The organism is Amaricoccus sp., assembly GCF_036846665.1.
GTDB lineage: Bacteria > Pseudomonadota > Alphaproteobacteria > Rhodobacterales > Rhodobacteraceae > Amaricoccus.
On record NZ_DAIUBO010000063.1, the window covers coordinates 1 to 18,738 of the forward strand.

Below are 18,738 nucleotides of genomic sequence, written 5' to 3' on the forward strand. Positions count from 1 at the left end.
AACTCTCGACCTCTCCCTTACCAAGGGAGTGCTCTACCCCTGAGCTACGGCAGCAGTTCCGTCCTTCGTTTCGCGGCGGCGAGCCCGGGCCTTCTAGCGGATCTGGCCCTTGGCGCAAGCACAATCTGGACCCAGCCCGCCGCCTGCGCTACAGAGGCGCCATGCAGAGGAACCCGCCCCCCGCCGCCAAGGAGAAGCCGGCGCCCGCCGCGCGCAAGGCCGAGCGGCTGGCGGAAGCGCTGCGGGCCAATCTCGCGCGGCGCAAGGCGCAGAAACGGGCGCGCAGCGGCGCGGCCGGAGCCCGCGACCAGCAGGACTGACGCATCCATGGACAGCATTCTCGTGCGCGGCGGCCGTCGGCTGGAGGGGCGCATCCCGATCTCGGGCGCCAAGAACGCCTGCCTCACGCTGATGCCGGCAGCCCTCCTCACCGACGAGCCGCTGACGCTGACCAACGCGCCGCGCCTCTCCGACATCCGCACCATGAGCGCATTGCTCGAATCGCTCGGCTGCGAGGTCGCGAGCCTGCAGGACGGGCGCGTCCTGGTCGTCGGCACCCAGTCCATCGCCAACCACCGCGCGGATTACGACCTGGTGCGCAAGATGCGCGCCTCGATCCTGGTGCTCGGGCCGATGCTGGCGCGGGACGGTCACGCGGTGGTCTCGCTGCCCGGCGGCTGCGCCATCGGCGCGCGCCCGGTCGACCTGCATCTCAAGGGGCTCGAGGCGCTCGGCGCGACGCTCGAGCTGCGCGACGGCTATGTGCACGCCAGCGCGCCGGAGGGCCTGAAGGGCGCGACCATCGACATGCCGATGGTCTCGGTCGGGGCGACCGAGAACATCCTGATGGCGGCGACGCTCGCCCGCGGCACCACGCTCTTGAAGAACGCCGCCCGCGAGCCGGAGATCGTCGACCTGGTGCATTGCCTGCGCCGGATGGGCGCCCAGATCGCCGGCGAGGGCTCGGCCACGATCGAGGTCCAGGGCGTCGACCGGCTGCGCGGCGCGACCCATCCCGTGGTCGCCGACCGGATCGAGCTCGGCACCTACATGCTGGCCCCCGCCATCACCGGCGGCGATGTGGAACTGCTCGGCGGCCGGCGCGATCTGGTCGCGGCCTTCGCCGACAAGCTCGAGGCCGCCGGCGCCGAGTTGCGCGAGACCGAGGCCGGCCTGCGGGTCAGCCGGGCGAACGGCCGCATCCGGCCGGTGGACGTGGTCACCGCGCCGCATCCGGGCTTTCCCACCGATCTCCAGGCGCAGATGATGGCGCTGCTCGCCACCGCCGACGGCACCAGCCATCTCGAGGAGCGCATCTTCGAGAACCGCTTCATGCATGCCCCGGAACTCGTGCGCATGGGGGCGCAGATCGAGGTGCACGGCGGCACCGCCACGGTCACCGGGGTGGAACGGCTCAAGGGCGCGCCGGTCATGGCTACCGACCTGCGCGCCTCGGTCAGCCTGATCCTCGCCGGGCTCGCCGCCGAGGGCGAGACCCGCGTGGCGCGCGTCTACCATCTCGATCGCGGCTACGAGCGCGTCGAGGAGAAGCTCTCGGCCTGCGGCGCCGAGATCGAACGCATCCGCGAGGCGGCATGACCGAGGACGCGCGCTTCGAGGACGGCGCCGAACGGCCGCTGCGCCTGCGCGCCGAGACGGCGGAGGATCTCGCGGTGATCTCGGCGCTGGTGCAGGACGCCGTGGGCCAGACCTCGGAGATCGCCTGGATGCCGCGGCACCGGCGGTTCACCCTGCTGCTCAACCGCTTCCGCTGGGAGGACAGCGCCCGCGCCCGCCGCCAGAACCGCCCCTTCGAGCGGGTGCGCTGCCTGCTCACCATCGAGAGCGCCACCCGCGTGCGGGCCATGGGCGTCGATCCGCAGGACCGCGACCTGGTCATCTCGCTGCTGTCGCTCGGCTTCGAGCCCGGACCCGAGGGAAACGGCGTGCTGCGTGCGGTGCTGGCGGGCGACGGCGAGATCGCGCTTGACGTCGAATGCCTCGAGGTGACCCTGACCGACGTGACCCGCCCGCATCTCGCCATGGCCGGCGCGGCGCCCCGGCATTCGCCCGACTGATCCCGGCCGCCGCGATGCCGCATTTCCTCGACAGTCGCAGCCCGGATTTCGAAGCCCGATTCGCCGCGCTGCTCGCACAGAAACGCGAGGCCGAGGCCGCGGTCGACGCCGATGCCGCGGCGATCCTGGCCGATGTGGAGGCCCGCGGCGACGCCGCATTGATCGCGCTGACCGAGCGCTGGGATCGCCTGTCGCTGACGCCCGGGACCCTCGCCTTCTCGGCCGAGGAGATCGATGCGGCCATCGCCGGGGTCGATCCGCAGGATCGCGCGGCGCTCGAACTCGCCGCCGGCCGCATCCGCGCCTACCACGAGCGCCAGCTGCCGGCCGACGCGCAATGGTCGGACGCCTCCGGGGCGCAGCTCGGCTGGCGCTGGTCACCGGTCGCGGCGGCGGGGCTCTACGTGCCCGGGGGGCGCGCCTCCTATCCCTCCTCGGTGCTGATGAACGCGATCCCGGCGCGGGTCGCCGGTGTCGGCCGCCTGGTGATCTGCGCGCCGACCCCGGACGGCGCGATCAACCCGCTGGTGCTGCTCGCCGCCCGGCTCGCCGGGGTCGAGACGATCTACCGCATCGGCGGCGCCCAGGCGATCGGCGCGCTGGCCTTTGGCACCGAGACCATCCGCCCCGTGGACAAGATCACCGGCCCGGGCAATGCCTGGGTCGCGGCGGCCAAGCGCCGCGTCTTCGGGCGGGTCGGCATCGACATGATCGCGGGCCCCTCCGAGGTCCTGGTGATGGCCGACGCGCGCAACGATCCCGACTGGGTGGCGCTCGACCTGATGGCCCAGGCCGAGCACGACCCGGCGGCGCAATCCATCCTCGTCACCGACGACGCCGCCTTCGGCCGCGCCGTGGCGACCGCGGTGGACGCCCTGCTGGCGACGCTGGAACGCCGGGAGATCGCGGGCGCGAGCTGGCGCGACTTCGGCGCGGTGATCGTGGTGGAGAACTGGGAGACGGCGGTGGCGATCTCCGATCGCATCGCGCCCGAGCATCTCGAGATCTTCACCGCCGAGGCGGAGGATCTCGCGGCCCGCGTAAGCCACGCCGGCGCCATCTTCATCGGCCCGCTCACCGCCGAGGCGATCGGCGATTACGTCGGCGGCCCGAACCATGTCCTGCCGACGTCGCGGTCTGCACGGTTCTCGTCCGGCCTCTCGGTGCTCGATTTCATGAAGCGCACCACCCTGGCCCGCATGACCCCCGCGGCACTGGCGCAGGTCGGCCCCGCCGCGGTGCGGCTGGCGCGGGCCGAGGGGCTGGAGGCGCATGCGCTCTCCGTCGAGGCCCGGCTCGAGCGGCTCAACGAGGCCGGGCGGGATGCCTGACGCGGACCGGCTGAGCGCGGTGACGCTCGACGAGGCGGGGCTCCCGCCGCCGACCCCGGAGATCGAGCAGGAACGCCAGGTCGCGATCTTCGACCTGCTGGAAGGCAACCGCTTCCGCCTTGCCGATGCGACGGCGCCCGGCCCCTACCGGCTGACGCTCGCGGTGAACGACGGCCGCCTCGGAATGCGGCTCGCAACGGAGAACGGGAAGCCCGCCGGCGGCCTGGAGCTTTCCCTGGCGCCGTTCAACCAGATCGTGAAGGATTACTTCCAGATCTGCGAAAGCTATTTCGACGCCGTGCGCCGCCTGCCGCCCGCCGCCATCGAGGCGGTGGATACCGGCCGGCGCAGCATCCACGACCAGGGCAGCCGGCTCCTGCTAGAACGGCTCGAGGGCAGGGTCGAAACCGACCTCGCCACCGCCCGCCGCCTCTTCACCCTGATCTGCGTGCTACATTACAGAAATTGAGCAGCATGATCGCTTTACGCTCATCACCGCGATTCCCCTTGAACTGACGCGGCATTGGCGTCATTTTCCGCGCGCGCAAAAAGCCCCTGCCGCTGCGCCTGCACAGGACCCGTATCGGAGACCAGATGGCCAAGGAAGAACTTCTCGAATTTCCCGGGGTCGTGACCGAGCTTCTGCCCAACGCGACCTTCCGGGTGGAGCTCGAGAACGGCCACGTCATCATCGCGCATACCGCCGGAAAGATGCGCAAGAACCGCATCCGCGTGCTCGCCGGCGACAAGGTTCAGGTCGAGATGACGCCCTATGACCTGACCAAGGGACGGATCAACTATCGCTTCAAGTGACTTGGCCGGGCATGCGCCGCGGCTGATCCTCGCCTCGGCCTCGCCGCGCCGGGCCGAGCTTCTGGCCCAGGCGGGCTACCTCCCCGACGCCCTCGCCCCCGCCCACATCGACGAGACGCCTCGCCCGGGCGAATTGCCCCGCGCCTGCGCCCTGCGCCTGGCGGTGGCCAAGGCATCCGCCGTCGAAGCGGCGGCCGCCGACGTGGTCCTGGCCGCCGACACGATCGTCGCCCTCGGCCGCCGCATGCTCGGCAAGCCGCGGGACGCGGCCGAGGCGGAGGGCTTCCTGCGGCTTCTCTCCGGGCGCCGGCACCGGGTCGTCACCGCCATCGCCCTGCGCGGCCCCGACCGCCTGCGCAGCCGGGTCGTGGAGACCGCGGTGCGCTTCAAGCGCCTGTCCGAGGCCGAGATCGCCGACCATGTCGCCGGCGGCGACTGGCAGGACAAGGCCGGCGGCTACGGGATCCAGGGCCGCGCCGGCGCGCTCATTCCCTGGATCAACGGCTCCTATTCCAATGTCGTCGGCCTGCCGCTCGCCGAGACGGCCGGCCTGCTCGCCGCCGCCGGCATCCGCCCCGCGTCCCGGCCGTGAAGGGCAGGCAGATCCTCATCGAGCCCCTGCCCGGCGGCGGAGACGCCGCGGCGCTGATGATTGACGGCCGGCTGCACGACCTCCTGATCGACCCGCCCGCCGGCAGCGCCCCGCAGCCGGAGGCGATCTTCCGCGCCGTCGCCGCCCGCCCGATGAAGGGGCTCGGCGGCGCGATGGTCGACCTCGGCGCCGGCCGTTCGGGGTTCCTGCGCAGCCGGCGCCTCCCGCCGCCGGGAAGGCCGGTGCTGGTGCAGGTCGGCGGCTGGGCCGAACCCGGCAAGGCCCCGCCGGTCGGCGAGAGGATCCGGCTCAAGGGCCGGTTCGCGATCCTGACGCCCGGCGCGCCCGGCCGCAATGTCGCGCGCTCGATCCGCGCGCCCGAGCTTCGCCGGAGCCTCGAGGCCCTCGCCGACGAGGCGATGGAGGGCGCTCCGGACGACCTCGGCCTGATCCTGCGCAGCGCCGCTGCAACGGCCCCCAACCCGGCGATCACCCGCGAGATCGCGGCGCTCCAGGCCGAGTGGCAGCGCATCGCGGACGCCGCGGCCGGAGCTGCGCCGGCATGCCTGCGCCCCGCGCCCGGTGCCGCCGAGACCGCCCGGCGCGACTGGACGACGCCCGATGCCGCCCTGCGGGAAGCCGCCGGCGCGCTGGCCGATGCCGGCGTCTGGGAAGCGGTCGCGGCGATGGCGGAGGCGCGCATCCCGGCGGGCGACGGCTATTTCACCATCGAGGCGACACGCGCGCTCGTCGCCGTCGACGTGAACACGGGCCCTGACCTCTCTCCGGCCGCCGCCCTCAAGGCCAATCTCGCGGCGATCCGCGACCTGCCCCGCCAGCTGCGGCTGCGCGGGCTCGGCGGCCAGATCGTCCTCGACCTCGCGCCGCTCCCGAAGGGCGAGCGGCGGCGCATCGAGGCCGCGGTGACGGCGGCGCTCAGCGACGAGGACATCGACACGACGGTCGTCGGCTGGACGCCGCTCGGCCATCTCGAACTCCTGCGCAAGCGCGCCCGCCGCCCGCTCGTGGGTCCGGAGGCCCTCCCGCGGCCGGGCGGCTGACGCGGCTTTGCTGTTGACGCCCCGGCGCGAATCCGGCCCCCTCGCAAAGGACGAGCCATCAGGGGGAGGCGCCGCACCATGTCGAATGCCGACCGGATCACCGCGAGCCTCGGCTCGGAGGCACCACCCGAGGACCTGCCCCCGGCGGCGCAGGCGCTCTGGTGGCTCGCGAAGGGCGGGCTCCGCAGGGGCCCGGAATGGACCCGCGCCCACGCCATCTGCCAGGAGGGCGAGGGCCGGCGCGACCAGGACCGGGTCCATGGACTGGCCCATTGGATCGAGGGCGACCTCGGCAATTCCGACTATTGGTACCGGCGCGCGGGCGACCGGCGCCAGGGTGCCGACCCCGGCGCGGAATGGTCGCGCCTCGCCGCCGAGATCGCCGGTTAGGCTGGCGATGCCGACCTCGCCGCAAGCACTGGAGAGCGCGAACCAGATGACCCGACGTTTCGCCATCTACCCCAGCCTCGCCGGGAGGAGCGTCGTGGTGACCGGCGGCGCCTCGGGCATCGGCGCCGAGATCGTGCGCGGCTTCGCCGAACAGGATGCCCGCGTCGGCTTCCTCGACATGGACGGGGAAGCATCCGCGGCGCTGGCGGCGGAGATCGGCGGCAATGCCGGCTACGAGCTCTGCGACCTGCGCGACATCGCGGCGCTGCGGCGGGCGCTCGCCGCCCTGCGCGAAAGGCACGGCCCGGCGGCGGTCCTGGTCAACAACGCGGCCCGCGACGACCGGCACGACTGGCGCGAGGTGACGCCGGAGTATTTCGACGACCGGATCGCCGTCAACCTGCGGCATTATTTCTTCGCGATGCAGGCGGTGGCGCCCGACATGATCGCGGCGGGCGGCGGCGCCATCGTCAACATGGGGTCGAATTCCTGGTGGGAGGCCGGCGGGGGCTTCCCGGTCTACGCCACCGCCAAGGCGGCGGTGCACGGGCTGACCCGGACCATGGCCCGCGACCTCGGGCCGCACCGGATCCGCGTCAACACGGTGGTTCCCGGCTGGATCATGACCGAACGGCAGAAGGCGCTCTGGGTCACCCCCGAGGCGCTGGAGCGGCAGCGCCGGCGGCAATGCCTTCCGGACCTGATCGAGCCGGTCCATGTGGCGCGCATGGTGGTCTTCCTCGCCTCCGACGACGCGGCCATGTGCACGGCCAACAACTACATGATCGAGGCCGGATCGATCTGACCGGCGGAGCCCCTCCCCGGCGCATCCCTTTCCGTCGTGCTCCCTGAACGGATCCGGTCCGGATCCGCGGTCGGGTCCCTGGCGGGTCGGGAACGGCGCCCGGGCCCTCCGATGGGCCTTGCCGCCCCGCAGCCCTGGCAGCTAGTCTCGCAGGATGAGCCCGTCCAGCCCCTTGCCCTCCGACGACGAAGAGCTGATCCGCGATCCCGAAGGCGGCATGGGGCGGCTCGTCGCGATCATGGCGCGGCTGCGCGACCCCGCGCGCGGCTGCCCCTGGGACATCGAGCAGGATTTCGATTCCATCGCCCCCTATACCATCGAGGAGGCCTATGAGGTCGCCGACGCCATCGCGCGCCGCGACCACGAGGATCTGCGCGACGAGCTGGGCGACCTGCTGTTCCAGGTGGTCTATCACGCCGCCTTGGCCGAGGAGGCCGGGCGCTTCGGCTTCGCCGAGGTGGTGCGCGGCATCTCCGACAAGATGCTGCGCCGCCACCCGCATGTCTTCGGCGACCAGAGCCGGGACAAGTCCGCCGCGCAGCAGACCCGCGACTGGGAGCGCATCAAGGCCGCCGAGCGCGCGGAACGCGCCACGGCGCCCAGCGCGCTCGACGGCGTGACCGCCGGCCTGCCGGCGCTGACCCGCGCGGTGAAGCTGCAGAACCGCGCCGCGCGCGTCGGGTTCGACTGGCCGGACGCGGGCGCGGTGCTCGACAAGATCGCCGAGGAATCCCGCGAGCTCGTCGAGGCGCGGGACGCCGGCGACCGCGACCGGCTCGCGGAGGAATACGGCGACCTGATGTTCGTGATGGCCAATCTCGCCCGCCACCTCGGCATCGATCCCGAAGGCGCGCTGCGCCAGGCCAATGCGAAATTCACCCGCCGCTTCCACGGCATCGAGGCCGCGCTCGCCGAACGCGGCACGCGCCCCGAGCATGTGACCCTCGCCGAGATGGACGCGCTCTGGGACGCGATGAAGCGCCGCGAGCGCGACCCGGCGCCGACCGGCTGAAACGAATTCCGCCCGATCGATTCTACCGGATTCGTATGGCACCCGGCGGCCGTTGTCAGCGATGTCGCTCCGCGCGGTCCGGCGGACCGTCCGGGGCCGGTGCATCCCGATCCCCGACGGCCGGCAAAGCAAAACCGCCCGTGCTGGTGCACGGGCGGGAGCTCTGGCTGTGCTGCGCGCCGTCCGGACGGCGCCCGGGCTCACTCCGTCAGGAAGGCGAAGCGGATCAGGAAGAGGCCGGCGACGAGCCAGGTCGCCGCATGCACTTCGCGCACCCGCCCGGTCAGGAGCTTGATGATGGCATAGCTGATGAAGCCGAAGGCGAGGCCGTTCGCGATCGAATAGGTGAGCGGCATCATCAGCGCGGTCAGGGCCGAAGGCACCGCCTCGGTGATGTCGTCCCATTCGATGTCGATCAGCTCGCGCATCATCAGACAGGCGACGTAGAGCAGCGCCGGCGCGGTGGCGAAGGCCGGCACCGTGCCCGCCAGCGGCGCGAAGAAGAGGGCCGCGAGAAAGAGGACCGCGACCACGATGGCGGTCAGCCCGGTGCGCCCGCCAGCCAGCACGCCCGAGGCGCTCTCGACATAGGCCGTGGTGCTCGAGGTGCCGAGGAAGGAGCCCGCGACGATCGCCGAGCTGTCGGACAGGAGCGCCTTGCCGAGCTGCGGATTGGTGTGGCCGGAATCCTCGGTCAGCAGCCCCGCGCGCTTGGCCACGCCGATCAGCGTGCCGGTGGCGTCGAAGACCTCGACCAGCACGAAGACCAGGACGACCTGGAGGATGCCGGTGCTGATCGCGCCGAGGATGTCGAGCTGCAGGAAGGTCGGGGCGATGCTGGGCGGCGTGGAGACGATGCCGCCGAACTCGCTCAGGCCGAGGAAGATCGAGACGACCGTGATGCCGAGGATGCCGATCAGGATCGCACCCTTGACCTTCAGCGTGTCGAGGGCGGCGATCACGAAGAGGCCGATCATGGCCAGCAGCGGCGCCGGATCGGTCATGTGGCCGAGCGCGACATAGGTCGCCTCGCTCGCCACGACGATGCCGGCGTTCTTGAGCGCGATGATGCCGAGGAACATCCCGATGCCCGCGGCGACCGCGCTGCGCATCGAATGCGGGATGCCAGCGACGAGCCAGCGCCGCACCCCGGTGACGGTGAGCAGAACGAAGATGCAGCCGGAGATGAAGACCGCCCCGAGCGCCGCCTGCCAGGTGAAGCCCATGGTCCCGACCACGGTGAAGGCGAAGAAGGCGTTCAGCCCCATGCCCGGCGCCATGGCGATCGGCCAGTTGGCGTAGAAGCCCATGATCGCCGAGCCGAGCGCGGCGGCGAGGCAGGTCGCCACGAAGACCGCGCTCTGATCCATGCCGGTCGTGGCGAGGATCTGCGGGTTGACGAAGATGATATAGGCCATCGTCAGGAAGGTGGTCAGACCCGCGATCGCTTCGGTGCGCAGGTTCGTCCCGTGTTCCTCGAGCTTGAAGAGACTTTCGAGCATTCGGTGTTCCTCACTGTTGGTTGGTCTTGTCTTCCGGCCCTCGCGCCCCGGCGCTCGGACCTAGTCGCCTTTCGGTGCCCGCGCCGCGCCGCCGGCCGGCAGTCCTTCGCCGACCGCGGCGAGGCGCCCGAGGATCTCGGCCGCCACGAAGGCGGCGATCACCGCCGGCCGCTTGTCGCCGCGACCCTCCGCCCCGATCGGGCAGACCAGCGCGCCGGCCGCGATGCCGCGGCCCTCGTCCCGGCACCAGCGTTCGAACGAGACGCGCTTGGTCTTCGAGCCGATCATGCCGACATAGGCCGCATCGCCCCGCGCCAGCGCCTCCGCGGTGATCAGGAAGTCGAGCGAATGCTCGTGCGTCGTCACCACGAAGGCGCTGCCCGGCGGCACATGCGCGACCTCGGCCTCGGGGAGCACCGTGTGGACGCGCTCCACCGCATCGGTCGCCCGCTCCAGCTCCTCGCCGCGCTGGTCGATGAGCCGCGTGCGCAGCGGCAGGAGCGAGAGCGTCTCCGCCAGCGCCCGGCCCACATGGCCGGCGCCGAAGATCAGCACCTGCGGCGCGGCGGCGAATTCCGCCTCGGCCGCGGCCAGCGCCGCCGAGCGTGCCGCCGCGTCCATGCGCGTGAGCGTGATCTCGACCCGGCCGCCGCAGCATTGCCCGATCTCCGGCCCGAGCGGGATGTCCATCGCCCGGCCGTCCCCGCCCTGCGCGAGCAGGCTGCGGGCCTCGTCGATGACCATGTATTCGAGCTGCCCGCCGCCGATCGTGCCGCGCACCCCGCCCGCGGCCACATGCATCACCGCGCCGGCCTCGCGCGGCGTCGAGCCGCGCGCCCGCGCGATGCGCACCTCGACCACGTCTTCCGACGCCTCGAGGAACCGGGCCAGGGCGCGCGGCCGTTCCATCACGCCGCCGCGCCGCTCGCGCCCTGGAGCCGCGTCACCGCCATCAGCACCCGCTCCGGGGTCGCCGGCGCGTCGAGCCGCGGGCATTGGCGGTAATCCGCAACGCTGGCGACGGCCATCGACAGCGCCTCGAGCACCGAGATGCCGAGCATGAAGGGCGGCTCGCCCACCGCCTTGGAGCGCCGGATCGTCGGCTCGCGGTTCTCCGACCAGTCGGCGAGATCGACGTTGAAGATCCGCGCCCGGTCCGAGGCGAGCGGGATCTTGTAGGTCGAGGGCGCATGGGTCCTGAGCCGGCCCTTGTCGTCCCACCACAATTCCTCGGTGGTCAGCCAGCCGACCCCCTGGATGAAGCCGCCCTCGATCTGGCCCTTGTCGATGGCCGGGTTCAGCGAGCGGCCCACGTCATGCAGGATGTCCACCCGGTCGACCTGGTATTCCCCGGTCAGCGTGTCGATGCTGACCTCCGAGACCGCGGCGCCATAGGCGAAGTAGTAGAAGGGCCGCCCCTTGCCCGCCGCCCGGTCCCAATGGATGTCCGGGGTCTTGTAGAAGCCCGCCGCCGAGAGATGCACCCGCGCCATATAGGCTTCCTTGATGAACTCCGGGAAGCTCATCCGGGTATTGCCCACCAGCACGACATTCGGCTCGAAGACCACCTGCTCCGGCGCGACGCCCCATTTCTCGGCGGCGAAATCGACGAGCCGGCCGCGGATCTGCTCCGCCGCGTTCTGCGCCGCCATGCCGTTGAGATCCGAGCCCGAAGAGGCCGCCGTGGCCGAGGTATTGGGCACTTTCGCGGTGGTCGTTGCGGTGATGCGCACATGCTCGAGATCGACCTGGAAGCAATCGGCCACCACCTGCGCGACCTTGGTGTTGAGCCCCTGCCCCATCTCGGTCCCGCCGTGGTTGAGATGGATCGAGCCGTCGTTGTAGACATGCACCAATGCGCCGGCCTGATTGTACCAGGTCGCGGTGAAGGAGATGCCGAACTTCACCGGCGTCAGCGCGATCCCCTTGCGGATCACGCCGCCCTCGGCGTTGAAGGCCAGCACCGCCTCGCGCCGCCGCGCGTATTCGGCGCGCGCCTCCAGTTCGTCGACGACGCGGTTGACGATATTGTCCTCGACCTTCTGGTGATAGGGCGTGACGTCGCGCCCCTCGGCGCCGTAGAAGTTCGTCCGGCGCACCTCCAGCGGGTCCTTGCCCAGGGCATAGGCGATCTCCTCGATGATGCGCTCGGCGGCAATCACCCCCTGCGGCCCGCCGAAGCCGCGGAAGGCGGTGTTCGACACGGTATTGGTCTTCATCGGCCGCGAGACCAGCCGCACCGCCGGATAGAAATAGGCGTTGTCGGCGTGGAAGAGCGCCCGGTCGGTCACCGGCCCGCTGAGGTCGGCGGAAAAGCCGCAGCGCGCCGCGAACATGCCCTCCACCGCCAGGATCCGGCCGTCATCGTCGAAGCCCACCTCGTATTCGACCAGGAAATCGTGCCGCTTGCCCGTGGCGCTCATGTCGTCGTCGCGGTCGGGACGGATCTTGACCGCCCGCCCGAGCTTCTTGGCGGCCACCGCGGCCACCGCGGCGAAGAGGTTCGGCTGGGTCTCCTTGCCGCCGAAGCCGCCGCCCATGCGCCGCACCTGGATGGTCACCGAATGCGACGGCACCCCGAGCACATGCGCGACCATGTGCTGCACCTCGCTCGGATGCTGGGTGGAGGAGAAGACCGTCACCTCGTCGTCCTCGCCGGGAATGGCGAAGGCGATCATGCCCTCGAGATAGAAATGGTCCTGCCCGCCCACGCGCAGGCTGCCCTTGAGGCGGTGCGGCGCGGCCTCGAGCGCGGGCCCGACATCGCCGCGCTCGAGCTTCAGCGGGTCGATCACGTGCGGGTAGTCCGCCGCGATCGCCTCGGCCACGTCCGTGACATGGCGAAGCGCCCGGTACTCGACCTTGGCCTTGGTCGCCGCCCGCCGCGCCGCATCGCGCGTCTCGGCGATCACCGCGAACATCGGCTGGCCCCAGAATTCCACGCGGCCCTCCGCGAAGACCGGATCGTCGTGCTTGCCCACCGGGCTGACGTCGTTCGACCCCGGCAGGTCCTTGGCGGTCAGCACGTCGACCACGCCGGGGGCCGTGCGCACCGCCTCGAGATCGATCGAGACGATCTCGGCATGCGCCGCTTCCGAGAGCCCCAGATAGGCATGCAGCGTGCCCATCGGCTCGGTGATGTCGTCGGCGTATTCCGCCCGCCCGGTGACGTGCTTGATCGCCGAATCATGCTGCTGGGCGGTATGCACGCCGCCGCGGATCGCTCCGTTCATTCCCATGCTCTTCCCCCCGATGCTCATGCCCGCACCAGCCGCGCCGGCCGGTCGCCGCCCTGCGTTTCCAGATAGAGGCGCCGGAGCAGGTTCTGCGCCGCCGCCATCCGGTATTCCTTCGAGGCCCGCCAGTCGCTGATCGGCGTGAAATCCTCGGCCAGGGCCGCCGCCGCCGCATCCGCCGCCGCCGCGTCCCAGACGCGCCCGACCAGCGCCGCCTCGGCCTTCGGCGCCCGCTTCGGCGTCGCCGCCATGCCGCCGAAGGCGAGCCGCGCCGCCGCGACCTTGCCGTCGGCCACCTCGAGCGCGAAGCCGCCGCAGACCGAGGAGATGTCCTCGTCCCGCCGCTTGGAGATCTTGTAGGCCGCGTGGAACACGCCCGGCTTCGGCCGCGGGATGCGCAGGCTCTCCACGAACTCGCCGGGGCCGCGGTCCTGCTTGCCATAGGCGATGAAGAAATCCTCCAGCGCCACCACCCGCCGCGCATCGCCCCTGCGCAGCGTGACCTCCGCGCCGAGCGCGATCAGCACCGGCGGCGTGTCGCCGATCGGCGAGCCGTTGGCGACATTGCCGCCCACGGTCCCCATGTTGCGCACCTGTTGGCCGCCGATCCTTCCCCAGAATTCGGCCAGATGCGGAAAGACCTCGGCGATCGTCGGTTCGCATTCGCTGTAGGTGACGCCCGCGCCCAGGGTCACCGCCGCGTCCGTGACCTCGATGCCCTTGAGATCGGCGAGTTCCCCGATGAAGACCGCCGGCGAGATCGAGCGCATGAACTTGGTGATCCAGAGACCGACATCCGTCGAGCCCGCGACGATCGTCGCCTCGGGCTCCTCCGCCAGCACCGCCGCGAGATCGTCGACATTCGCCGGCAGGATCGCCCGGTCGCCGCCGCGCGCCACCTCGACCCGCGCCCCGTCGTCGAGCGCCGCCAGCCGCGCGCGCACCGCATCGCGCTCGCGCACCAGCACGTCCGCCTCGGGAGCGCCCAGATCCGCCGCCGCCTTGGCCGCCGCGAGGATCGGCCCGTAGCCGGTGCAGCGGCAGAGATTGCCCTGGAGCGCGGTCTCGATCTCGCCGATCTCCGGCCGCGGCGACTCCATCCAGAGCGCGTAGAGCGACATCACGATCCCCGGCGTGCAGAAGCCGCACTGGCTGCCGTGCTGTTCCACCATCGCCTGCTGCACGGGATGCAGCGGCCCGTCGCGCCCCGCCAGATGCTCGATGGTCACCACGTGGCAGCGATCGACCGAGGGCAGCAGCCGGATGCAGGCGTTCACCGTCTCGTAGCGCTGTCCGTCATCCTGCGGCCGCCCCACCAGCACGGTGCAGGCGCCGCAATCGCCCTCGGCGCAGCCCTCCTTGGTGCCGCGCAGCCCGCAGTCGAGCCGCAGGAAGTCGAGCAGCGTGTCCGAGGCGCCCACCTCGGTCAGCCGCTGCTCGCTCCCGTTGAGCAGGAACCGGATTTCGTTCCTTGTCTTTGCCACGACGTCGCCTCCCTGTTGCTCCCGGCGGCCGCGGCACCGCCCGCGTCTCCCCGGAGGAGACCGTCGCGACCCGCCGCTCGCCTGAACGATTAAGCACTTTCGCGCCCCGTCTGCCTACCGGCTTGTGCATTGAACCTCTCTCAACGGTCTGTAGATAATCCGCCGAGATTTTCCAGAAACCATGCGGATAGCATGCGCCTGCGCGACCAGCCGCCCCAGGCCGCGATTCATTCCACGGGTTCGATGGCGAGATCGCCAGCCCCTGGCCGCAGAAACGGCCGGGAGCGGCTAGCCCCTTGCATTGGAGTTGCCGTTTGCAAGCAGCCGCGCCATTCCAGCGCCACCGATCCGCATGACTTCGCGATGGTTCCACGCAAAGGCGGGTTTCAGGACCGGCAGGACGGCCCGCATCCACGGCTTGGTGACCCGGACCCGCCACAAGTAGCGGACGCGGCAGCCGTCCCGTTCCCGGGGCAGCAGCGTCCACACGCCGGTTCCTTCGATGTCTCCCCGGGCCCGGACCTCGATCCGCCGTTCGGGCTGAACGGCCGTAACTTCCGTGGTCAGGACGAGACGATAGGGAAGCGCGGTCTGCCAGGTCAGCCGATGAACCGCCCCGATGCCCGATTCGCTCCCCGCGACGAGCGGCTCGACCTTCCGCACCGAACGCCACCAGGCGGGCCAGGCCTCCACCGCGCGCAGCGCCGCCCAGACGGGCGAAACCGGCGCGGACAGGTCCCATTCGGTCGTCAGATCGAATTCGTATGCCAATCTCTCCTCCAGGCCTGGTTGCAGGGCGAGGACGGGCCCTTGCCGCGTGCGAACACGAGGTAGCGGCGCCATCCGGCACCTCGGCTGGGCGGAATTCTCGGCCGCGGCGCTCGGCCCGGCAAGCGGCTTGAGCCCCCGTCGCCGGAGCCTCATGATGGGGTCACGACCACCGGAAGGCGAAAGACATGGCACCGGATGCAAGCCGGACGCTCGCGTTGCGGATCACCTCGCTCGACGTCGAGAAGGATTGCCGGGAGATCGCGCTCCTTCTCGCGACCCGCGAGTTCGCCTGGGACATCGAGCGGGCACTCGAATTCGCGCTGTTCCGGACCTATGCGGTGCCGGCGATCTCCGGCCTTCTGGCGCGCACTGGCGAGTTCGAACGGCGGCCGCGAAAGCGCTATGACGACACCGAACTGATCCTGGCGGAGATCCAGGAAAACGGCTTCGACAGCGACCGTGGGCGGCGGGCACTCAAGCGGCTGAACGCGATGCACGGCCGCTTCCGGATCGCCGACGACGACATGCTCTATGTCCTGTCGACCTTCGTCATGGAGCCGATCCGCTGGCTGGACCGATATGGCCGGCGGCCGATGACGCCGCATGAGCAGCGCGCATGGTGCAACTACTACAGGAGGCTCGGGGAGCATATGGGAATTCCAGGCATCCCGAGCGACCTGGAGACGTTCCGGCGCTTCAACGAGGCGTACGAGAGCGGAAACTTCCGGTTCGCGGAGTCCAACAGGGCCGTAGCGACGGCAACGAGCGATCTGCTGCTTGGCTTCTACCTGCCCCGCTGGCTGCTGTGGGCCGGCCGGCCGGCTGTCCGTGCCTTCATGGACCCGCCTCTCCTGGCGGCCATGGGCTTTCCGCCGGCGCCGCGATGGCTTCGCCGCGCGCTCTTGGCGGCCATGGCGATGCGCGCACGGGCATTGCGCATCCTTCCCGCCCGGCGCCGTCCGCGGCTCCTGACACGAGTGCGCCGCCCCACCTATCCCGAGGGCTATGAGATTGAGGAACTCGGCACGTTCTGCGGAGGCGGAGGAACGAAGCGAAACCGCGGCTGACTTCCCGACGCGCAGACCTCCCGATCCGCGTCCTGCCGCCGGCATGCAGTCGTGCATGGTCCGGCGATGTCGGCCACCTGAAGATGGACGAGTTCAGAAAGCAGAAGACCTCGCCCTCAGGGCCGCATGATACCAGCGGCCCTTCGCCGGACCGGCGCCCACGGCTCCGGTGCGAGCCACCGGACCGGGAGAGCCCGCCCGCGCGCGCCGCAGGGCGAGGGGGCAGCCTTCCCGAGGGTCGGGGGTCGGGGGTCGGGACGCGGCACCGGGCGGCCGCTACTCGGTTTCGATCGTCCTGCTCACCGAGAGCGGCGCGTTGCCCACGGCCAGGCCGGAATGGTCATTGGCGTTCAGCGTGACCGTCAGCTCGACCGTCCCGGGCGGGAGCGAGTCGATGTGGAACCACTCGCCGTAGAGCCGGGCGATCTTCTCGCCGTTGGCGTAGAGATGGGCGTGGCCCTCGCCGGGCCGGTCCGGCCCTCCGGCGTGCTCGGGCGCGAAGCGGAAGTTGCTCGTCATCACCCGCAGATTCCAGCCCGCGACCGGATCGGGAGCGATGCCGAAGTCGAGGGTCGGCGCCGAGGGGCCCGGCGGCAGCGAGACCAGGCCGGAATGGTCGTGCCCGGCATGGGCCTCGGGCATGGCATGGCCCGCCGCAGCCTCGTCCCGCGGGACATCGGGCATGCGCGCCGCGGAGAGGCCCACGAGCACCAGCCCGGCGATGCCGAGGGCGGCGACGGTTGCGGTCCGGATCATCGGGAAGGTCTCACGGGTCCCCCGGCGCAGGCGGCAGGCGGCCGATCACGCCGTTCCGGAAGAAGGGCGGCCGGTCGTCCATCCGCGGGATGCCGTGCGGCGCCTCGGCGACGGCGCGGCCGGCGGCCAGGATATCGGCGATGTCGCGATCCGGATCGGCGCCGCCGACCAGGTAGCTCCACTTGCCGCGGCCGCGGAAGGCCAGGGTGACCGGGCGGTCGCAGACCGCCATGCAGGCCACGGGCTCGATCGCGATGCCCGGGCCGTCGCGCGGCGCCACGACGGCGGCGGCGAGGCGGTCGTGCAATTGCCGTCCGGGCGGCACCGCGTCGGGCCGCCCGGGATCCTCGCCGCAGAGCACGCAGACCTGAATCCGGACCGCATCGCCCAAGGCGCTAGGCCCGCGCGCCGATGCCGCGCTCCCAGGCAAGGCCGGCCAGCAGGCCGGTCAGCGACCAGGCCACGGCATGAACCACCAGCGAGGCCGCGGCGAAATGCCCGGAGAGCTCCGAGGGCACTGCGCTGGTCAGCTCGTGCGGATGCGGCGCGCCGATCACATGGGGTGCGAGGATCAGCGCCACCCCGCCCAGGATGGCGGCGGGTGTCGAGACCAGGAGCGCGAGCCAGAGTCCCGCGGCGGTCGCGATCGCAGTCCCGACCCACCAGATCTGGCGCGATACCAGCTCCGCCGCCGCCGACCCCGGCAGCTCCGGCGCGAGCCCCAGCGCCGGCGCAAGCCCGGCGCAGACAAAGGCCACGAGGCCCCAGGTCAGCCCGTTCCGCGCGGTGATCGGCACAGCGGCCAGCACCATCAGCGACAGCAGGATCAGCCCGAAGCCGAAGGTGGTTCCGATGGTGCCGATGGAGGTGAAGAAGGTGCGCGGCAGCCCGTCCTCGGGCGCCCATTCGTCATCGCCGCCGTGCTCGTGCGCATGGGCCTCCGGCGCCTCGGCCTGGGCAAGGATCAGCCGCGCCTCTCCCGTATCGCTGCCCCAGGCGAAATGCGGCGCCTGCGCGGTCGCCACCTCGTATCTTTCGGCCTCGATGATCAGCGGCGTGGTGGTGAACTGCTGCAGTATCGCCACGCAGATGCCCGCGACGATGCCCGCGACGAGCGCGGAGAAGAGAATGCGCGTCAGCATGTCGGACCCTCAGTGGCAGGGGAACGCCATGGCGTGGCGCGTGTCATGGGCCGCGTTGTGCAGGGTCGTCGAATGCGAGAAGCCGGTGAGAAAGACCATCGCGAGCCCGAGTGCGAGGCCGAAGATGGCAACCGGCGCTGCGGTCTGCGCGGTGCTGTGGCTGGAAGCATTGGCCGTGTTCATCGCTGTCCTCCGAAACGGCCGCGGCAAGCGGGCCGGGACGTCGTCGGGACGCAGGAGGAGCTCGGCGCCGAGACGGGAGCCATGCCTTGCGGCGGATCCCGCTCACCGCCAGACGCCCACCCCGACGTCCGGTTACGGTTTCGGGCCGATTGCGCGGCCCGCATCAACGGCAGGTCTCCTGGCTCGCGGGTCGTCGCTTGGCCGGCCTTCCCGGGGCGGCTCCGCCCCAGTGGCTCGCTCTCAGCCGCGCTCGCCGCTCACAGTTGCGGGGGCAGCCACGGATTTGGTCCCCTTCGGGTCGTCCACACCGTGTTCCCTTTTCATCCCCGGCGCTTCGCGCCCGGGAACCATTGACACCCGACGGTGCCACGAAGCGCCGAAGACTGTCAATCCGGCGCAGAGGCACTTCAGGGCGATCGCATTTGGAGTCCATTGCGCCCCGGACGACCGTTCCGCCACAAGATGAGGGCAGCGCCCGGCCCGGGCGGAAGCGAAGCGCCCGCGTCGTGCCGGAG

Annotated in this window: 21 protein-coding genes and 1 riboswitch; of the genes, 12 read left to right on the plus strand and 9 right to left on the minus strand. The window is 71.3% G+C overall.

Features of this window, described 5'->3' with window-relative positions; translation table 11 throughout:
* Positions 1-161: 161 nt before the first annotated feature.
* The 11 genes from V7050_RS08175 to mazG all read left to right on the plus strand — a co-directional run bounded on the left by V7050_RS08175 (position 162) and on the right by mazG (position 8,082).
* Positions 162-320, plus strand: a complete 159-nt coding sequence (locus V7050_RS08175) for a hypothetical protein (RefSeq protein ID WP_324366861.1) — start codon at positions 162-164, stop codon at positions 318-320.
* A 7-nt stretch (positions 321-327) separates the two neighbouring features.
* A complete protein-coding gene (gene murA / locus V7050_RS08180; RefSeq protein WP_324366863.1) occupies positions 328-1,599 on the plus strand; it encodes a UDP-N-acetylglucosamine 1-carboxyvinyltransferase in 1,272 nt (423 codons plus the stop codon).
* The gene (locus tag V7050_RS08185; RefSeq protein WP_324375021.1) at positions 1,596-2,078 is read left to right on the plus strand and encodes a DUF2948 family protein; all 483 of its coding nucleotides are present in this window, start codon (positions 1,596-1,598) and stop codon (positions 2,076-2,078) included. The genes murA and V7050_RS08185 overlap by 4 nt, the downstream gene beginning before the upstream one ends.
* Before the next feature lie 14 nt (positions 2,079-2,092).
* Positions 2,093-3,409, plus strand: coding sequence for a histidinol dehydrogenase (gene hisD, locus V7050_RS08190; protein ID WP_324366866.1), 1,317 nt, complete (start codon positions 2,093-2,095; stop codon positions 3,407-3,409).
* On the plus strand, positions 3,402-3,878 hold the full coding sequence (locus V7050_RS08195; RefSeq protein WP_324366868.1) for a UPF0262 family protein: 477 nt from the start codon (positions 3,402-3,404) through the stop codon (positions 3,876-3,878). The genes hisD and V7050_RS08195 overlap by 8 nt, the downstream gene beginning before the upstream one ends.
* A gap of 125 nt (positions 3,879-4,003) precedes the next feature.
* A complete protein-coding gene (gene infA / locus V7050_RS08200; protein WP_290739457.1) occupies positions 4,004-4,222 on the plus strand; it encodes a translation initiation factor IF-1 in 219 nt (72 codons plus the stop codon).
* Between the two features lies 1 nt (position 4,223).
* Entirely contained in the window at positions 4,224-4,814 is a 591-nt protein-coding gene (locus V7050_RS08205; protein WP_324366873.1) for a Maf family protein, read from the plus strand.
* Positions 4,811-5,875: a ribonuclease E/G gene (locus V7050_RS08210; protein ID WP_324366876.1), complete on the plus strand. Its 1,065-nt coding sequence runs from the start codon at positions 4,811-4,813 to the stop codon at positions 5,873-5,875. Before V7050_RS08205 ends, V7050_RS08210 begins: the two co-directional genes overlap by 4 nt.
* A gap of 78 nt (positions 5,876-5,953) precedes the next feature.
* Positions 5,954-6,265: a hypothetical protein gene (locus V7050_RS08215; protein WP_324366878.1), complete on the plus strand. Its 312-nt coding sequence runs from the start codon at positions 5,954-5,956 to the stop codon at positions 6,263-6,265.
* 46 nt (positions 6,266-6,311) lie between these two features.
* The gene (locus tag V7050_RS08220) at positions 6,312-7,070 is read left to right on the plus strand and encodes an SDR family NAD(P)-dependent oxidoreductase (RefSeq protein ID WP_324366880.1); all 759 of its coding nucleotides are present in this window, start codon (positions 6,312-6,314) and stop codon (positions 7,068-7,070) included.
* A 154-nt stretch (positions 7,071-7,224) separates the two neighbouring features.
* On the plus strand, positions 7,225-8,082 hold the full coding sequence (gene mazG, locus V7050_RS08225; protein WP_324366882.1) for a nucleoside triphosphate pyrophosphohydrolase: 858 nt from the start codon (positions 7,225-7,227) through the stop codon (positions 8,080-8,082).
* 200 nt (positions 8,083-8,282) lie between these two features.
* On the opposite strand, the gene V7050_RS08230 is transcribed toward mazG, so the two are convergent.
* The 5 genes from V7050_RS08230 to V7050_RS08250 form a co-directional block, all read right to left on the minus strand.
* Positions 8,283-9,584: an NCS2 family permease gene (locus V7050_RS08230; protein WP_324366884.1), complete on the minus strand. Its 1,302-nt coding sequence runs from the start codon at positions 9,582-9,584 to the stop codon at positions 8,283-8,285.
* A gap of 60 nt (positions 9,585-9,644) precedes the next feature.
* A complete protein-coding gene (xdhC, locus tag V7050_RS08235) occupies positions 9,645-10,493 on the minus strand; it encodes a xanthine dehydrogenase accessory protein XdhC (protein ID WP_324366887.1) in 849 nt (282 codons plus the stop codon).
* Positions 10,493-12,823, minus strand: a complete 2,331-nt coding sequence (gene xdhB / locus V7050_RS08240; RefSeq protein ID WP_442885608.1) for a xanthine dehydrogenase molybdopterin binding subunit — start codon at positions 12,821-12,823, stop codon at positions 10,493-10,495. The genes xdhC and xdhB overlap by 1 nt, the downstream gene beginning before the upstream one ends.
* 17 nt (positions 12,824-12,840) lie before the next feature.
* On the minus strand, positions 12,841-14,304 hold the full coding sequence (xdhA, locus tag V7050_RS08245) for a xanthine dehydrogenase small subunit (RefSeq protein WP_324366891.1): 1,464 nt from the start codon (positions 14,302-14,304) through the stop codon (positions 12,841-12,843).
* Positions 14,305-14,592: 288 nt separating this feature from the next.
* The gene (locus tag V7050_RS08250) at positions 14,593-15,075 is read right to left on the minus strand and encodes an SRPBCC family protein (protein WP_324366894.1); all 483 of its coding nucleotides are present in this window, start codon (positions 15,073-15,075) and stop codon (positions 14,593-14,595) included.
* A gap of 185 nt (positions 15,076-15,260) precedes the next feature.
* Between V7050_RS08250 and V7050_RS08255 the strand changes: the two genes are divergently transcribed.
* On the plus strand, positions 15,261-16,142 hold the full coding sequence (locus V7050_RS08255; protein WP_324366896.1) for an oxygenase MpaB family protein: 882 nt from the start codon (positions 15,261-15,263) through the stop codon (positions 16,140-16,142).
* Between the two features lie 276 nt (positions 16,143-16,418).
* On the opposite strand, the gene V7050_RS08260 is transcribed toward V7050_RS08255, so the two are convergent.
* From V7050_RS08260 to V7050_RS08275, 4 genes are read right to left on the minus strand one after another with little or no spacing between them, the layout of a single operon-like run.
* Complete coding sequence (locus V7050_RS08260) at positions 16,419-16,898, minus strand: hypothetical protein (protein WP_324366898.1); 480 nt, start codon at positions 16,896-16,898, stop codon at positions 16,419-16,421.
* Between the two features lie 10 nt (positions 16,899-16,908).
* Entirely contained in the window at positions 16,909-17,289 is a 381-nt protein-coding gene (locus tag V7050_RS08265) for a DUF1636 domain-containing protein (protein ID WP_324366899.1), read from the minus strand.
* Between the two features lie 4 nt (positions 17,290-17,293).
* Positions 17,294-18,040 carry a CbtA family protein gene (locus V7050_RS08270; protein WP_324366901.1) on the minus strand — a complete coding sequence of 249 codons (747 nt, stop codon included), beginning with the start codon at positions 18,038-18,040 and terminating at the stop codon, positions 17,294-17,296.
* Positions 18,041-18,049: 9 nt separating this feature from the next.
* Entirely contained in the window at positions 18,050-18,223 is a 174-nt protein-coding gene (locus tag V7050_RS08275; RefSeq protein ID WP_324366903.1) for a CbtB domain-containing protein, read from the minus strand.
* A 151-nt stretch (positions 18,224-18,374) separates the two neighbouring features.
* Positions 18,375-18,590: riboswitch (cobalamin riboswitch) on the minus strand.
* Between the last annotated feature and the right edge of the window lie 148 nt (positions 18,591-18,738).

What these genes read in the sequence shown, in the direction of transcription:
- V7050_RS08175 (WP_324366861.1), top strand. Translation starts at nt 162, where the DNA reads ATGCAGAGGAACCCGCCCCCCGCCGCCAAGGAGAAGCCGGCGCCCGCC.
- murA (WP_324366863.1), top strand. Translation starts at nt 328, where the DNA reads ATGGACAGCATTCTCGTGCGCGGCGGCCGTCGGCTGGAGGGGCGCATC.
- V7050_RS08185 (WP_324375021.1), top strand. Translation starts at nt 1,596, where the DNA reads ATGACCGAGGACGCGCGCTTCGAGGACGGCGCCGAACGGCCGCTGCGC.
- hisD (WP_324366866.1), top strand. Translation starts at nt 2,093, where the DNA reads ATGCCGCATTTCCTCGACAGTCGCAGCCCGGATTTCGAAGCCCGATTC.
- V7050_RS08195 (WP_324366868.1), top strand. Translation starts at nt 3,402, where the DNA reads ATGCCTGACGCGGACCGGCTGAGCGCGGTGACGCTCGACGAGGCGGGG.
- infA (WP_290739457.1), top strand. Translation starts at nt 4,004, where the DNA reads ATGGCCAAGGAAGAACTTCTCGAATTTCCCGGGGTCGTGACCGAGCTT.
- V7050_RS08215 (WP_324366878.1), top strand. Translation starts at nt 5,954, where the DNA reads ATGTCGAATGCCGACCGGATCACCGCGAGCCTCGGCTCGGAGGCACCA.
- V7050_RS08220 (WP_324366880.1), top strand. Translation starts at nt 6,312, where the DNA reads ATGACCCGACGTTTCGCCATCTACCCCAGCCTCGCCGGGAGGAGCGTC.
- mazG (WP_324366882.1), top strand. Translation starts at nt 7,225, where the DNA reads ATGAGCCCGTCCAGCCCCTTGCCCTCCGACGACGAAGAGCTGATCCGC.
- V7050_RS08230 (WP_324366884.1), bottom strand. Translation starts at nt 9,584, where the DNA reads ATGCTCGAAAGTCTCTTCAAGCTCGAGGAACACGGGACGAACCTGCGC.
- xdhC (WP_324366887.1), bottom strand. Translation starts at nt 10,493, where the DNA reads ATGGAACGGCCGCGCGCCCTGGCCCGGTTCCTCGAGGCGTCGGAAGAC.
- xdhB (WP_442885608.1), bottom strand. Translation starts at nt 12,823, where the DNA reads ATGGGAATGAACGGAGCGATCCGCGGCGGCGTGCATACCGCCCAGCAG.
- V7050_RS08255 (WP_324366896.1), top strand. Translation starts at nt 15,261, where the DNA reads ATGGCACCGGATGCAAGCCGGACGCTCGCGTTGCGGATCACCTCGCTC.
- V7050_RS08260 (WP_324366898.1), bottom strand. Translation starts at nt 16,898, where the DNA reads ATGATCCGGACCGCAACCGTCGCCGCCCTCGGCATCGCCGGGCTGGTG.
- V7050_RS08270 (WP_324366901.1), bottom strand. Translation starts at nt 18,040, where the DNA reads ATGCTGACGCGCATTCTCTTCTCCGCGCTCGTCGCGGGCATCGTCGCG.
- V7050_RS08275 (WP_324366903.1), bottom strand. Translation starts at nt 18,223, where the DNA reads ATGAACACGGCCAATGCTTCCAGCCACAGCACCGCGCAGACCGCAGCG.